5 protein-coding genes are annotated in these 17332 nt (G+C 46.0%); 2 read left to right on the forward strand and 3 right to left on the reverse strand.

From position 1 onward, the window contains the following. The first annotated feature begins 88 nt into the window (after positions 1-88). Both ACQXR1_RS16045 and ACQXR1_RS16050 read left to right on the forward strand, forming a co-directional pair. Positions 89-787, forward strand: coding sequence for an MgtC/SapB family protein (locus tag ACQXR1_RS16045; protein ID WP_082033062.1), 699 nt, complete (start codon positions 89-91; stop codon positions 785-787). Between the two features lie 111 nt (positions 788-898). Next, entirely contained in the window at positions 899-2278 is a 1380-nt protein-coding gene (locus ACQXR1_RS16050) for an alkaline phosphatase (protein WP_430772476.1), read from the forward strand. A gap of 70 nt (positions 2279-2348) precedes the next feature. Here ACQXR1_RS16050 and ACQXR1_RS16055 read toward each other — a convergent pair whose 3' ends face one another. The 3 genes from ACQXR1_RS16055 to ACQXR1_RS16065 are packed head-to-tail and all read right to left on the reverse strand — an operon-like array spanning position 2349 to position 17326. Next, entirely contained in the window at positions 2349-3350 is a 1002-nt protein-coding gene (locus tag ACQXR1_RS16055; RefSeq protein WP_430772477.1) for a phosphotransferase enzyme family protein, read from the reverse strand. Further along, entirely contained in the window at positions 3343-9771 is a 6429-nt protein-coding gene (locus ACQXR1_RS16060) for an HAD-IIIC family phosphatase (protein WP_430772478.1), read from the reverse strand. Before ACQXR1_RS16060 ends, ACQXR1_RS16055 begins: the two co-directional genes overlap by 8 nt. A gap of 1 nt (position 9772) precedes the next feature. After that, positions 9773-17326: a beta-ketoacyl synthase N-terminal-like domain-containing protein gene (locus ACQXR1_RS16065; protein WP_430772479.1), complete on the reverse strand. Its 7554-nt coding sequence runs from the start codon at positions 17324-17326 to the stop codon at positions 9773-9775. Positions 17327-17332: the final 6 nt, after the last annotated feature.

Below are 17332 nucleotides of genomic sequence, written 5' to 3' on the forward strand. Positions count from 1 at the left end.
CAGCTTGGTGGCTTTTGTGCTCTTGTTTTGCTATAAATACTGTGAGAAAATCATATTTATTTAAAAACACCTTAGAAAAGGGGGAAGTTTGCTGTTGAGCTGGTATATTGATCCTGATATTTTATTAAAATTGGGCATTGCCACATTGATTGGCATGGTCATCGGGCTTGAACGCGAATTAAAAAATAAGCCGCTCGGATTAAAAACCTGTATCGTCATCGCCGTTAGCTCATGCATGCTGACGATCGTCAGTATTAATGCGGCATATCATTTCCCTAAATACTACCGCATCATGATGGATCCGCTGCGCCTGCCGGCACAAATCATCTCCGGCGTCGGATTTATCGGAGCCGGTGTCATCCTGCGAAAAAGCAATGATGTCATTTCCGGCCTGACGACATCGGCCATGATCTGGGGTGCAGCGGGACTCGGGCTGGCAACGGGAGCCGGATTTTATAAAGAAGCGTTTGCCAGTCTTCTGTTCATCCTGATCAGCGTGGAATTTCTCCCATGGGTGGTCAGAAAAATTGGTCCCGACCGCCTGCAGGAAAAAGACATCCGCATCAGAATGTCACTTTCTGATAAAGACAAAATGACAGAGATTTTAAAAGAAATGAAAAGAAAAGATATCAAAACACACTCCGTCCGGATCGACGACCTGGGCGAAAAGGATTTTCCAATTATGGAAGTGAAGGTCCGCGTCCATAAAAACAGATACACGACCGATGTCTACTATGACATTAAAGCCATTGAAGGCGTAGTCGGCGTGAAGTGTGATACATTATAAAAGCCAATGGGGCGGAATCCCATTGGCTTTTTGCTGTCATCGAAAAAAACATTGAAGTCTCTATTATTTTCAAATAAAATACATATTAGTAAATAAATATAATAAAAGGAGATGTTCGTCATTACCAAATCACGGTTTACAGTAACTGTCACCCTCATTTTGACTGCTTTCTTAAGTATTTTTGCCATAACTGAATTCATATCCCCTCCTCATTCTCAATCATCCAAGAGCAGCAGCAAGAATCCTAAAAATATTATCCTAATCATCGGAGACGGAATGGGTATGCCGATGATTAACAGCTATAGGACTTTAAAAAGCGAAAAGCTGAACACTCCCGTCCAAACAGCATGGGACTCTTATTTAACAGGCATGCAGATGACGCAACCTAACGATCCCAGAGACAATATCACTGATTCCTCGGCGGCTGCAACTGCCATGGCAACCGGAACGAAAACATATAATGACGCCATTGCTGTAGACAACAATCATCAGCGGCTCAAAAGCGTAACTGAAGCTGCAAAAGAGAAAAAGAAATCCGTCGGCATCGTCGTGACTTCGGACTTAACCGATGCCACTCCCGCTGCTTTCGGCGTACATAACGTCTCACGGAAAAACTACACTGAAATTGCTGACCAATACTATGATGAACGTATTAATGGATCTCATAAGGTTGATGTTTTACTTGGAGGCGGAGCGAAATATTTCATTCGCAATGACCGAAATCTTGCTGAAGAATTCCGAAAAGACGGCTATTATTATGTGACCACGAAGCAAGACCTAAAAAAAAATCAGCACGAAAAACTTCTCGGACTGTTTGGAGAAGTTGAATTAGATAAAGCGATTGACAGAGAGAACAGCACACCCTCTCTAAAAGACATGACGGAAGCGGCACTCACCCAGTTACAGAAGAACGAAAACGGTTTTTTTATGCTTCTGGAAGGAAGCAATATTGACAATGCAGCCCATGAAAATGACGTGGTGGGCGCTTTGAGCGAAATGGAAGATTTCGAGAAAGGCGTTCAAGCTGCTCTGGATTTTGCGAAAAAAGATCAAGAAACGCTGGTTATTATTACAGCTGATCACTCTACAGGCGGGTTCTCTTACGGCGCAGAGGGAATGACGCGCGAGACCGGCTATAAATGGGACCCTTCCCCAATCATCGCCGCTAAAAAAACGCCGGGCTATATGGCAGAAAAGATCGCTGAAGGCCAAGATGCCGAAAAGGTGCTCAGCACTTATGTTGATATGAAGCTGACGGAAAACGAGATAAATCAGGTTAAAAATGCAGCCTCACAATCGAATACAGCTGAGATCCAAAAAAGCATTCAATTGATTTTTGATAAACGGTCTTTTTCAGGCTGGACGACATTAGCCCACACCGGGGAAGACGTACCGGTTTATGCTTACGGTCCGGGAAAGGAAAAATGGAAGGGGCTTATCGACAATACGCAGCAGGCAAAAAACATTTTTGCTATTTTTGAACAAAAATAAAAAACGCCGGCTCACTGCCGGCGTTTTTTGATTAAGGAGCGCCGTCCCAAAAGGGACCGGCGCAATTTTCTTAAGCTAACTTCGAAAAGTCAAATTCGGTTATCGGCGTTTGATTTTCGATATCGTTTCTGAATCCTTTCAGCATTTCTTTTTCTTCTTCTCCTATTTGATCCAGATCAAACATTTGATGGAGCAATCCATAAATCAGCATATGGCGCAGGCGAAGGAAATCTGGAATTTTCTTGAGCCATTCGGCGTCAATTTCATTTTCCTCCCTGTACCCTTTCATAAAATGCGTCATGAATTCTTCTGTAAAGGCTGGTTTATTTTCATAAGGAATGACCGGATACCATAGTACATTGTAGAGAAGAATGCTGATATCATTCACAAACCAGTTGTATCCGATATCATCAAAATCAAATGTAGTGATCTTCCCATGATCCCAGTTAAAATTACCATGATGAAGATCTGCGTGAACAAGGCCGTAGCTGTCACGGTTTTTTGGCAGCTGGCGCAACTCATTCATTAAATCGTCTGCCTGCTGAAAAACCTTTGTCTGATCTTCAGGAACATATTTTCTGAGCTTCAACTGCTCTTCTTCATCCCACTCCTGTCTCTTAAATGTAGGATTGCTCAGTTTATAGCTTTTTGTCAGGCTGTGCATCTTCCCTGTGTATCTGCCAAGCTCGAAAAATAGGGTTTCGTTCCAATCAGATTCGTCTACTTTATGGCCCGGCGCCTTTTCATACACTCTCAATAAAAATGCTCCGCCCTTTCCGTCCGGCACTTCCTCAACATCCTTACCATTTAACGACGGGATTGGTTTGGCCACTGAAAGACCGCCTTCAGCAAGATGATGGAGCCATTCCATCTCTCCCATAATATAATCCGGCGACCGGCGAATCGTGTGGGTAATCTTTAAAATATAGGATTCATTGTCTTTAGCAAACTCATACACATAGTTTTCCGCATCCGCTAAAAACTGCACTTGATCTCTACTAAATCCATATATAACGGCAGCTTCTGCCAAAACCTTTTCTTCATCAAATATTGCTTTAATGTCTTTATGCATGCTGATTCTCCCTCTTCATATATTTAGATAATTCCCTTATCGTGTGTTTTTTCGCAAGATTCAAATCATCAACATACCAGCCTTTCTTTTCCATCTCTACTTCCATTTTGACAGCGAGCAGCGAATTTCCTCCCAAATCAAAGAAATCGTTGTCAATTCCTACAAAATCCAAGTGGAGAATTTGCTTCCAGATATCCGAGAGGATTTTTTGCTGTTCTGTCTCCGGTCCGCTATCTTCTGTTTCGGCTCCTAAATGTTCCTTTACTAACAGAGCACGCAAATGCTCCGGCTGATTGGTATCTAAGGCCATTAAATATGGAGAATGCAAGGATTTCTCAGCATGCAGCACTTCCCAATGAGCGTTTGTGTTTTCCATTAAAGCGGATTGCAATACGCCATCGGCAATCGCTTTCGCCTTTTTGCGAGGCGCTTGCTCTAACGAGGACACCCATTCGATATGGCCGCTTTGATCCTCTACCTCATTGACGGATATGTGATAAACCGTATTTAACGGGTCAGCCTCTTCCATAAAACGATGCTCAGCCAAAAACTCAGAAAAAGCCCGGTTTTTCCCTGATTTTTTATACTTCAACGACAACGTCGCAAGCTGTTTATCCCTTGCATATGAAGCAAGGCCGGATAGCACCTTATGTTCAATTCCTTTGCCTAGTGCGCGGCAGCTGAGCAGAAAAGTATCTATCTTTAATGAATCTTCTTTTTGGATTCCCATGATTGCACCGACGATGCCTTCATCACTGAATCTGTCCGCCGCTTCAACGACCCAGCCGATATGGCCGTCCGTATTGAGCCGCTGGGCAAGCTGCTCCTCACGATAGACTGACGGATTCATATTGAACTGATTAATTCTCGCGCTCATTTGAGCAACTCGCGGCAAATGCTCTTCTGTCATCTCAGTCAAGGCTATACGCAGGTGTAAACCGGAAAGAAACTCTTCAAGAGAACGGGACGTATTCAAATCTATTTTTCTTTCTTGTGCTGCCAAGTATCGTTCCGTGCGCTTTTGATCAGCTTCTGTCACCCTGAACCTGTCAAATGCCCAGACATGTTCTAAAAACAATGGAATAGAATCTGTATCAGACGGCAGAAGCAAGGTCAGAACCTCTGGCAGGCGTTCGTTCATTTCAAGGCATTGAGCCGGATCATCATCTAAGAATATGAACCGGTCCACTGAAATGTTCAGCTCGTCGGCCATTTCTTTCATATTTCTGGCTTTCTCATCCCAATTAATGCGTGACAGGACAAAGTCCTCTTTCTTTAAAATCATATCTGGATGACGTTCAAACACATTCCAGACGTCTTCTTCATTATTCCTGCTTGAAAGCACAAGGAGCAGACCCTCTTCTTGTTTTTTCTTTAAAAATTGCTGCAGCGCTCGATGGGCAGGAGTAATAATGACTCCTTCCGTCCCAGCTTCAGACACGGTACCGCTCCACAAAGTGCCGTCACAATCGATGGCGGCCGCTTTAAATGGCGGTTTGAGCCATGCCGTCAACTCACGCGCCACCCGCGTTCCCATCGCCGCGTAAAATTCTTCAGTAAACGGTATTCTTGCCGCTCTTTCACTGTGCGGGTCAAATATGGCATCAAGCTGGTATGTTTGATGCAGCTGGCGAAGATCAATCAAATGTACATCCGTTTCTTTAGCAATCTGCGCGATCCAATTCTGCTGGCATTGCACAAGAATGTCCCGGAGCTCCTGCTCTTTCACATTTTCCAGCGGCAGCAATCCAATGAAATAAGGCACTTCCTTTTTCTTCTGTTTCATGATGGCGAGCAGTTCATCTGAATTATATTGAACGTGAGCTATTCTTTCTTCCAAAGAAAGACCCGCATCCCCCGCCATATCCTCAAGGCGAATCAACAGCAGGTTGGCACCGTTTTTTTGCCTTGACAGCAAGCTTTCTTCATTAAGCAATTCTTGAAACACCTGGCCGTAAGGAGACAGCTTTATATCTAAATTGATATCAAACTGTTCGCCCCACCATTTTAGGTAAGGCACAATCGGATCAGCTGTAAAATTGGAACAAATGGTTAATGGGCACGAGATGACTCGGTTTGACTCTCTCTCCCTTTTCCGCTCGGCCTCTTCCTGCTCTTTTTGGCTCAGCACAGGAATGTCCTTAATGCATTTTTCAGGCTCTTCTGCAGCTTTTTCAGCAAGAGAGATAAAATGAGAAACAAATGCCTGCATGGATTCATGAGTGAAAAGCGACCGGTTGTATTGAAGCACACATTTAAGCTCTCCTGTCACTTCCTTCACGACGTCCATTTTCATATCAAGCTTTGAAATGCCCTTTGCGAATTCGTATGTTTCAAATGTTAATCCGCCAGCCTCTATTTTTATATTCGGGTCATACTCATTATGATAGATCAGCATGGTGTCAAAGAAAGGGTTGCGGTTCGGCTTGATCACCGGCTGCAGCGCTTCTGCCATTTGATCGTATGGATAATCCTGATGGTCATAAGCTTCAAGCAGAGTTTGTTTTGTGTGCTGAAGGTTACCGACAAACGACTCTTCAGGATTCAAATGAATTTTGATCGGCAAAAAGTTTGTAAACATACCGATCGTATTCTCAATATCCGCATGACGCCGGCCTGCCACCAATGACCCAATCATCAGCTCCTGCTGTTTTGTATAGCTGGACAAAAGCATGGCATAGAGCTGAAACAGCATAACATTGTTTGTCAGCTGCTGCGCCTCTCCGATTTTCTCAAGCTTTTCTAAAACGCGCGGCGGGATTGTAAACTTGATCGCCCTGCCTAAAAAGCTTTGTTCTTTTCGTTCGTAATCAAGAGGCATATTCAGCACAGGCACTTCACCCTCAAGCTGCTTCAGCCAATACTCTTTTTGGCGTTTAAACATATCACTATTAAAAAATGTCTGCTGCCACTCCGCATAATCTTTATACTGAATGATGTTTTCGGGGAGCTGTTCCCCTCTATATAATTGGGTGAATTCTTTTATAAAAATATTCATTGAGGCGCCGTCCGCCACAATATTATGCATATCAACAAGCAACGCATGTTTTTCTTCCTCGATTTTGACGAATTTCACCCGAATTAATGGAGAAACCTTAAGATCAAACGGCCGTATAAATGAACGGATTTCGTCATCAAGCTCATCCATTTTCGCTTCGGTTTGTTCAATCGAAAATTCAAAGTTTTGATGGATTCGCTGCACAGGTTCTCCATCCTTAATTTCAAACGTTGTACGCAGTGTTTCATGCCTTTCGATCAGCTTTTTGAATGTATCCTCGAAGCGGACGGCATCAATTTTCCCGAAGCATAAAAGAGCCATCGGCATGTTATATGTGGTGACTTGCCCGATTCTTTGATGAATCAAATACGTTCTCCGCTGTGCAGCTGACAGCCTGTATACGTCTTTTTTCTCTGAAGGCTGTATGGATGTATATTGTTGTCGGTCAGAGCGATCAATAAGCGCGGCAAGCGCACGGATTGTCGGGTGCTGGAATACGTCGCTTAACGTCAGCTCCGCTCCAAATTCCTTATGAATGCGGGAAATCAGACCAGTGGCGTTTAATGAATGCCCGCCTGTTTCAAAGAAATGGGTATCTAATGTGACATGTTTGACTCCGAGAATGTCTTTCCACATAGCAGCCAAGACCGTCTCTGTCTCATTAAATTGAATATCTGCTTCTGCATCAGCTGTCTGCCCGTCATTTGCTTGCTCAGGCACTAAAAGCTGAAAATGTTCTGCCGCCGGTGTTCCCGGCTGTTCATTTGTCCGGCCAATCCAGTATCTTTCTCTTTCAAAAGGATATGTTGGAAGCGGAATAAGCTGGCATTGGTCCTGGTCATAAAAGGCTGTCCAATCGACCGGCACCCCGTGAAGCCACATATCACCCAGCCTGCTCAGCAAATAACGGTAATCAGAAGCCGCCTCCTTTGGATGCCTCATCAGCTGGATTGCAATATGCTGCTTGCCCTCTGCCTGATACAATTTGCTGACAAACGAACGCAGCGCATTTCCAGGGCCGACCTCTATAAAAATTGGATCCAGTTCTTCTTTTAAGCGTTTTGCACAGTTCATAAATCTGACGGTTCCCCGCAAATGATCAGCCCAATATGCCGGGTCTTTAGCTTCCTCGTCAGTGATCCAGTCTCCGGTTACATTTGAGACAAACGGGATCTTTTGTTTTTTAAATTGATAGGCTGAGAGCTTATGTTTCATGCTTTCTAAAACCGGTTCCATCATATACGAATGGAAGGCATGTGATGTATGAAGCTTTCTGCAGCTGTGCCCTTCGGCGTTCAGCTTCCTTTCCAATGCATCAATCGCACTTGATTCTCCCGATACAACACATGAATCCGATGCATTCACGGCAGCGATTGAAATGGTTCCGTCTATATACGGTTTAATGTCTGCTTCGCTTAAGGAAACGCTAAGCATAGAACCGGACGGCAGATTTTGGAGAGCTGCCCCTCGATAGCTGACGATGTCAAGAGCATCTTCCAATGAGAGCACACCTGAAATGGCTGCAGCCGTATACTCACCGATGCTGTGTCCCGCCATTGCTTTCGGCTTGATTCCCCAGTGGATCAGCATTTTTGCAAGTGCATATTCGATACAGAACAAAAGGGGCTGTGTATATTCAGTTTGGTTAATCAGATTCGCGTCATGCTTTTGATTGTCAGAGAAAACCACCGTGCGCGGATCTATGTCCATATGATTTTTTAATATGTCAAAACAGGCGTCGAGCTCCTCCTTGAAAACCGGTACAGTATCGTAAAGCCCTTTAGCCATATCAACATACTGCGCCCCCTGTCCCGGAAAAAGAAAGACAACGGGCCGGCTTGCAGATTGAGAACTTCCGGTTTTAACAGATTCATAGTCATTTTCATGAATAGCCTGAAGAAACTCAGGCACATCCGCTGCCACAATCGCTTTTTTATATGGAAATGAATGGCGCCCTGCTTTGAGGGTATATGCCGCGGCTGCAAAATCGGTCTGCGGATTTTGCATAAAATAGTTTGACAGCCGTTCTGTCATGCTGTTTAAAGCGGCCGGTGTTTTGGCTGACAGCAATAAGAGTTCAGCGTCATGTCTTTCCGCTGCCTTGTGCTGCGCCGGCGCTTCCTCTAATATGACATGGGCATTTGTTCCCCCAATGCCAAATGAGCTAACGCCCGCTCTGCGCGGAAATTCACTTTCTTCCCAAGGGGTGAGTTCCGTATTGACGACAAATGGTGATTGCTCAAAATCGATTTTGGCGTTTGGCTTTTCGAAATTCAGAGTCGGCGGAATCACTTTATGCTTTAAGCTTAGAACTGCTTTCATAAATCCAGCTACACCAGACGCATCATTTAAATGACCGATGTTGGATTTGACAGAACCAATTCTGCAGTAGCCGCGACGGTCTGTTTGGTAAGCTTGTTTTAATGCTTCAATTTCTATCGGATCACCGAGTGTCGTCCCTGTTCCGTGAGCCTCGACATAGGTAATGGTTTCAGGCTCCACCTCGGCCATGTGCAGGGCTGTTTTGATCGCGGTTACCTGGCCTTTGGTGCTCGGCGCTGTATATCCAACCTTTCTGCTGCCGTCATTATTGATTGCAGTACCTTTTATGACAGCATAAATATGGTCTCCGTCTGCTTCAGCATCTTCTAGCGTTTTCAAAATGACCGCTCCCGCCCCGTCTCCAAATACTGTGCCTGCCGCCTCATCATCAAAGACGCGGCAATGTCCGTCAGGAGAATGGATCATACCTTCTTGGTAGAGATACCCGGACTTTTGCGGGAGGCGGATAGAGACTCCGCCTGCAACCGCCATATGGCAGTCCCCATTTAACAAAGCCTGAGCAGCAAGGTGAATAGAGACCATCGAGGTTGAGCAAGCGGTCTGCACCATCATGCTCGGCCCTTTCAGGTTAAGCTTATAAGAAATAAGTGTTGCCATGTAATCTCTCATATTCAAAACCGCTGTTTCCAGCGTCTTTGAGTCTTCTCCGGTCTTTGCTCCCTGAAGAGCCCTCAGCACCCATTCTGCATTGAGGCCCGCTCCGGTATAAAGGCCGATCTGCCCTTTGTAAGTGAAAGGATCGTAGCCAGCATCTTCCAAGGCGGTCCACACGCATTCATGAAAGATACGGAACTGCGGATCCATCATGGCAGCTTCCTTCGGCGTATAATCAAAGAAGCCGGCATCAAACAGATCTACATCCTCCACAATTCCTTTTGCTTTGACAAATCGCGGATCATTCAGCAGCTCTTCATTAACGCCCTCTTCTCTCAGCTCCTCATCAGTGAAAAAAGAAATCGTTTCTTTCGCATTTTTTAAATTGCTCCAAAACTCCTGCACGTTTTTTGCTCCCGGAAATCGGCCTGCCATGCCGATTACCGCAATTTCAGCTCCATGATTCGCATAATGAGAATTACTCATTCTATTCGCCGCCTCTCAATCTTTTATCTCGCTGATTACGTATCCGCGTTTTTCTCCGTCCCTTGGATACAGCCGCCATTTCTTCCTTCTCCTCTTCACTTTCCTCTTGATCTGGACTGATAAATTGCGCTAAAGCAGCTACAGATGGGTATGTGAATAAAGTCACCACAGCCTCATTGGTTCCCAATTCTTTATTTAAACGATTTGTCACTTGTACAATATCTAACGAGCTGGCTCCCAAATCAAAAAAGTTATCATGTATGCCGACTTGCTCCAGGCCCATGAAATCTTGCCAAATGCCGCATATGACCTGCTCTGTTTTGTTGCGGGGAGCGACATACGGATTATTCAATTCTGGCCTGGTGTGTAAGGCACCTGCCTTTTTCTCCTCTTTCGCTATGCTATCGGCATTCATGGATATCCATTGCTTCATTCTGTGTCCCAAATCACCCGTTGAAACTAATAAATGGCGATTGTTGATATCTGACAGCACATATTGAAATAGAGCTGCTCCTTCTTCAGGCAAAATGGCAAGTTCAGCAATAGATTCTCCGATAGTTGATTCAAGCTGGCCCCAGAAGTTCCATGCATCCCAATTCACGCAAACCCAAGGCGTCTTGCTGCGCTGATTCACCCTCGCCGCAAAAGCATCCATATAAATATTCGCTGCGGAGTACGCTGAGAAACCGAGACCTCCGAGCAAAGCACTAATCGATGAAAATAAGAAACAAAAATCTATATTCTCGTTTTCTAATAGAGATTCAAGCACTTTCAATCCTCTGACTTTAGACTGGAACTGGTCTTCTCCGCCTTCAATCGTTGCAGGTATATCTGTAATCGCCCTGAAAGACGAGCTCCCCGGAAGTCCGGCAGCGTGAAAGACACCGTTTAGCTCTCCAAACTCAGTATGAATTTTTCTCATAACAGCCTGCATATCCGACAGGCTTCCCGCATCTGCCTGAAGAGCTGTCACCTTTGCGCCTAACCGTTCCAATTCTTTTATTTTCAGGATTTTCACCGAAGTCGGATCATCGTCCTCATGCTTCTCGCACCAGCTTTCCCACTGGCTGCGCTGCGGAAGTTCACTTCTTCCTGTCAGAATCAGACGGACGTTTCCTTCTTGTGCAAGCAGCTTTGATAACACAAATCCGATTCCGCCAAGCCCACCCGTAATAAGATAAACCCCTTTCGGGCGGATCATATTCGGCAAGCCGGACGCTTTATTTAACTGAACAGGCTGATACATCTGCACCCATCGGCGGCGGTTTCGGTATGCGATTATTTGATCCTCACCCGTAGCATCAGTTTCCGTCAGAATTTGGTCAATCAACTCCTCTTCTTTCCATGTCAATGTATCCGGTAAAGGAGGAATGTCGATGTTCCAGCATTTCAAATGGTTATATTCCTGCGGGATGACTTTCAACGGCCCCAAAATGGTCGATTTTTCAGGATTGATTTGTTCTTCTCCAGTCACCTCATGAATCCCGCTTGTCAGCACAAACATGTTACATTCGTTCATTTGTTTTTGATTAGATGCCGCCTGTGCAGTAAAAATCAAACTATAATAGCCGTTTTCACTGTACGTGCTGAACGTTTTATAGGATTCCTCTTGCTCCGAAACGCTCCACAGATGCATCACACAGTTTGGAAGGAGCCCGTCTGAAGCAAGCGAAGAAAATAAACGCTCATAATGTGTGCCATCAGATGGATTAATGACATACAATCCGCTGTTTATTTTTTTGAATAGCCGGTCTCTCGTGACAATTACGGTCTCATGTCCTTGGCGTCGCATCGCTTGCACAAGCCGATCTCCAAAGGCTGTTCCTTCATGGAAAACCAGTGTTTTTCCGCTTTCAGCTGGCTGCTCTTTCTTTCGGCTGTCAGCGGACTTGATTTTCCTTTCCCATGACGGCAGATAGAACCATTGATCCATCGGTTTCTTTTTATTCCATGCATCAACTGCGGTGAAAGCAGCCGCATTGTCAGCCGCTTCTATCCAATAGCGTTTTTTCTCAAAAGGATAAGGCGGAAGCGATATCAGCCGCTTAGGCTTACCACCGCCATACTGCCCCCAGTCAATTTCACATCCGCAGACCCAAAGCTGGCCTAATTTCTTTAAGAAATAGGAATGATCATGCGCTGGTTCCTGAACATGTCTGACGAGGTTGACAATGTCATGCTGGCTAGATCTCTTCTTGTGCCTTCTGGCAAATGTGCTTAATGTGCTGCCCGGCCCGACTTCTATTAACAGAACGTTGTCATCACTCAAAATCTGTTCCAATCCTTCATGGAAGCGGACTGTGCCTCTTAAGTGCTGAGACCAATAAGCCGGGTCTGCTGCTTGTTCCGGTGTTATCCATGTTCCCGTTACATTCGAAACAAATGGAATCCGAGGGGTATTCATATCCTGTTGCTTTACAATCGCGGCAAAATCCTCAAGAATGGGCTCCATCATATCAGAATGAAAGGCGTGAGAAGTATGCAGCCGGCGGCCTGCAATGCCCTTTTCTTCAAGGAGAACCGCAAACGTCTCAATGTCTTCGCTTTTTCCGGATACTACGCATAAGTCATGAGCATTAACAGCCGCAAGTGACAAACTGTCCGTAAGCAGCGGCTCCAGCTCTTTCTCTGATAGCTGAACACTGATCATTGCCCCAGACTCCAGCTGCTGCATCAGTCTTCCCCGCTCCATTACGAGCGTTAAAGCTGCCTCTAATGAAAATAAGCCTGACAGGCATGCAGCAGTGTATTCACCAATGCTGTGCCCAATCATGTAATCCGGTGAGATGCCTGCACTTTGCAGCAGCTTTGCGAGCGCGTATTCAAAGATGAACAGCAGCGGCTGTACAACAGCGGTCTCTGTCAGCTTCGCCCCATCATTTGATTCGGGGAAGACGATCGCCTTCAAATCAATTTGATGTGACCTCTGCACGAAGGCAAAACAGCGGTCCGCTTCACTCTGAAATACCGGTTCAGCTTCATATAAATCTTTCATCATATCGATATACTGAGAGCCTTGCCCTGAGAACATAAAAGCAGTCGGACGCCCGCTGTGTTTTTGATAGGCTGTGAGCTCTGCACCGCTTTCCCATTCCGTTGATTTTGACAGCACGACCGATTTTCGATATGAAAATTGTTTTCTGCCGACTTGTAAGGTGTATGCCACATCCTCTAACGGAACGTTCGGATGCGTTCGAAGAAACTCTTTCAATCGATTTGTCATCCGCTCTAAGGCTGTGTCTGTTTTTGCTGACAGTACTAGCAAATGCCGCTGGCTCTCGTCAGCTTCTCTGCCTGACTCCTGCTCTTCTTCCAGCACAATGTGCGCATTGGTGCCGCCTATTCCGAAGGAGCTGACACCCGCCCGTCTTGGATCAGCGGATTCCTTCCAGTATGTCGCTTCGGTATTTACATAGAATGGTGTCTGGTCAAAATGAATATGCGGATTAGGAGTTGTGTAATTCAAGCTTGGCAAAATGGTTTTATGTTTTAGCGATAAAACGGCCTTAAAGAGTCCGGCAATCCCGGCAGCGCTGTTTAAATGTCCGACATTGCTTTTCACTGACCCAATTGGAATTGACATTGGCCTGTCACTTTTAAAAACCTGGCTCAGCGCTTCCATTTCGATTGGATCGCCCATTTTTGTACCGGTTCCGTGAGCTTCGATATACCCTACGGTGTTCGGATCAATCCCTGCATTCTCGTATGCATGTTTTAACACTTCGGCCTGGCCTTCTACACTCGGAGCGGTAAAACCGACTTTTCGGCTTCCGTCATTATTCATTCCGACCCCTTTTATGACCGCATAAATGGAGTGCCCTTCTTTAACGGCGTCCTCATATCTTTTTAAAACGACAATCCCCGCGCCATCGCCAAAAACGGTACCGCCTGCGTCCTCATCAAATGGACGGCAATGCCCATCAGGTGATTGAATCATGCCATCCTGATAAACATAGCCTGACCTTAAAGGGGTGCTGACAGTTACGCCTCCAGCAAGCGCCGCGTCACATGCTCCGTTTTGCAGCGCTTGACATGCCGCTCCAATGTTGACTAAAGAAGTAGAGCAGGCTGTTTGCATTGTGATGCTTGGCCCATGCAGGTTTAATTTATAAGCAAGCTGGGTACTGAAAAATTCTCTGTCATTTAACAGCATGGAGCTGAACTGTTCAGTCCCATCCAATTTCCCTGCGAAACGTGTAATCCACTCGAGGTTTGGACTTGTCCCAGTGTAGACGCCGATTTTCCCTGTTGTCCGCTCCGGGTCGCAGCCCGCATCTTCTAAGGCCTCCCAGGCACATTCATGTAAAAGCCTGAATTGCGGATCCATCAATTCCGCTTCTCTTGAGGAATATTGGAAAAAATCTGCATCAAACATATCAGAGTCCTTAATGATCCCCTTCGCTTTTACATAATCAGGATGCTTCAAGAGCTGATCATCAATGCCTGACGCTTTTAGTTCTTCATCCGTAAAGAAGCTGATAGATTCTTTGCCGTTTACGAGATTATTCCAAAACTCATCCAAATTGCCGGCTCCAGGAAAACGCCCTGCCATACCGATAATCGCGATATCAGTTCCCTGGCCGTTCGGACGGCTTTGCGACACCTTTTGATGCTGCGTCATTTCCGGCTGCCCGGCCTTCGTTTGAACCTGTTGATGAAGATGCTTCGCCAGGCTGCGAACTGCGGCAAATTGATAAAGCAGAACTGGTTCCACCTTCCAATTCAACTGATCTGTTACTTTTGCCGCTAATTGAGAGATATCAAGCGACGTAGCCCCCAGCTCAAAAAATGGTGCATCATCGTTAAGTTCATTGAATCCAAAATGCTTAATGACAATTTCTCTGACTGTCTTTTCAATAGCAGATAACGGCATTGCACGAAGCGGTTCTGCCGGCTGGTGAGGCTCATCTTTTTCAAGTTCAGCCGGTGCCAAGCTGTCAGGCAACGGGAAATGCTGCTTTGTAAAAGGGTAAGTCGGCAGAGCTAACCTTTTATTAAGCTGAGGTTCATGCAGGATACTGAAATCAACCTCAGACCCGAGACTCCACAACGCTCCGTATATATGTAACTTTAAAACGTCTGTGTGTCCTTGTGTGCCAAGTTCACCTGCCATGCCAATTGATTGGCGCTCTGTAAATACTGATGCCCCCTGATTCAAACGCAGGTCTATGCAAATAGCAGGTTCCTCCCGCAAACAAGACGAGATGTGTTCAAAAAACCGTATCGGCTTGCCGATTTGGCCGGCCCAATAACTGGTATCCGCTGCTCCGTCATCTGTTATCACTTTTCCAGTGACAGATGAAACGACTGGAATGTCTGGTGACTTCATGTCCAGCGTGCCAAGGAAGTGCATGAATTCTTGCGCTGCGTCAGCCAGCAGATCCGATTGATACGCAATATCCCCATCAAGTAACTCAGCAGCTATCCCTTCTTGTTCAAGCCGCGCCTTCAGCTGATACACATCCTCCGGCAAACCGGAGACGGCACAATACCGCTCATCAATCAGCGCAAGGGATAATGATTTCTCTAAGTATTGAACGATATCCGGCTCTGACAGGCTGACACCGAGCATTTTTCCTGCCGGCGACATGCTGATTAACTCTCCGCGTTTATATGCGGCTGCGGCCCCTTCTTCGAAGGAAAACATTCCTGCCGCACAGGCCGCCGTAAACTCCCCGAATCCCCGCCCGATAAAGCGGTCTGGTGTTATGCCGGTGTGCTGTAAGAAACGGACTGCGGCGTATTCCATGATGAACGACAACAAATGGACCAATCCCAGGTTTTCCTCTTCCTGGTACGTTTCAGGAGCAGAAATACATGCTTTAAAGAAGCTGAGTACATCCTGCTGAAACGCATTTTGCACCTTTTCAAGACAAGCATCGACTTCTTTTTTGAACAGGCTTTCCGTGCGGTACAGCTGCGTATATCGGCCAAAGCCCTCTTGAACGTCTCCCGCAAATACAAAAATGGTGCTGCTTGGAACAACCGCCGATTCTCTGATTTGTTTTTTACTCCGATGATCAGAAAGCTGATCAAGCAGATCCTTTTGATGTGAAGCTACAAAGGAGATTCTGTACTGGAATTGTTTTCTGCCAAGCTGTAGCGTACGGGCTATGGCTGGCAGCGGCGCTTCAGGGTTGCGGCGAAGAAAATCAGCCAATTGATCCATTGAACGGGTAAGCTCCTGCCTTGTTCTCGCAGAAAGAACAACAAGCTCAGGACCGCCGGCTGGCATTTCATCAGTATGAGATGGGGGCTCTTCAAGGACAACGTGAGCATTCGCGCCGCCGATTCCAAAGGCGCTCACGCCGGCTCTTCTCGGCCCTTGCTGAGATTCCCATTCAGCCAGCTCTGTATTGACAAAAAACGGCGTGTTCTCAAACTTGATACGCGGATTCGATTTTTGATAGTGAAAAGCGGGAGGCAGCATTTTATGATGGAGCATCATAACGGTTTTTATAAATCCCGCTACCCCCGAGGCGGCGTCCAAATGCCCGATATTCGCTTTGACAGAACCAATGCGGCAATATGCTTTTTTATCTGTATTGAAAGCACGGGTCAGCGCCTCAATTTCAATCGGATCTCCAACAGGCGTTCCCGTCCCGTGAGCCTCAACATAACCAATGGTTTCCGGTTCCGTTTCCGCCATCTCCATAGCTGTGGCAATGACATTCGCCTGGCCTTCAGCACTGGGAGCCGTATACCCTGCCTTATTGTTTCCATCATTATTAATTGCAGAGCCCTTGATGACCGCATAAATCACATCACCGTCAGCTTGTGCGTCTTTCAATCGCTTTAACGCCACCACTCCGGCTCCTTCACCAAAAATGGTTCCGTTCGCCTTTTCGTCAAACGGACGGCAATGACCATCTGCTGAATAGATCATTCCTTCCTGATAAAGGTACCCAGATATATGCGGCAGGCTCAGGGTAACACCTCCGGCTAATGCAAGGTCACATTCTCCCCCAATTAAGCCCTGGCACGCCATATGTATCGCGACAAGAGAAGTCGAGCAAGCAGTTTGAACTGATACACTCGGCCCTTTCAAATTAAGTTTATAAGCGATACGTGATGCAAACGACGAATCATTTAAATGCATGATTTGAAATGCGTCTTCATTCTTATGAAGAGAAGACATATGACGGCCCATCCAGGACAAATTGCTGGAAGCACCAGCATACAGCCCGATCAGCCCGTTAAACCGTTCAGCGTCACAGCCCGCATGCTCCAGCGCTTCCCAGGTGCATTCATGCATGAGTCTGATTTGCGGATCCATCAATTCCGCTTCTCTCGGTGAATAGCCGAAAAACGCCGCGTCGAAGTCAGAAACGTCATCAATGATCGGCTTTGCTTTTACATATGCCTCTTGACCAAGCAGCTTCTCATCAACCCCGGCTTCTTTTAATTCTTCATCGGTAAATTGAGTGACCGATTCTATTCCTTTTGAAATGTTGCTCCAATACTCATCAATATTTGCCGCGCCTGGAAACTTGCCCGCCATACCGACGACCGCTATTTCCAGTCCTGTTTCTGTCCATTGTTTCTCGTCAGCCATGGAAAT

It is taken from the genome of Bacillus sp. ATD, from assembly GCF_050585765.1.
Classification (GTDB): domain Bacteria; phylum Bacillota; class Bacilli; order Bacillales; family Bacillaceae; genus Bacillus; species Bacillus stercoris.

Bases quoted from the DNA above. Each gene is read 5' to 3' on its own strand.
- ACQXR1_RS16050 (WP_430772476.1), top strand. From the start codon at position 899: ATGTTCGTCATTACCAAATCACGGTTTACAGTAACTGTCACCCTCATT.
- ACQXR1_RS16065 (WP_430772479.1), bottom strand. From the start codon at position 17,326: ATGGCTGACGAGAAACAATGGACAGAAACAGGACTGGAAATAGCGGTC.
- ACQXR1_RS16060 (WP_430772478.1), bottom strand. From the start codon at position 9,771: ATGAGTAATTCTCATTATGCGAATCATGGAGCTGAAATTGCGGTAATC.
- ACQXR1_RS16055 (WP_430772477.1), bottom strand. From the start codon at position 3,350: ATGCATAAAGACATTAAAGCAATATTTGATGAAGAAAAGGTTTTGGCA.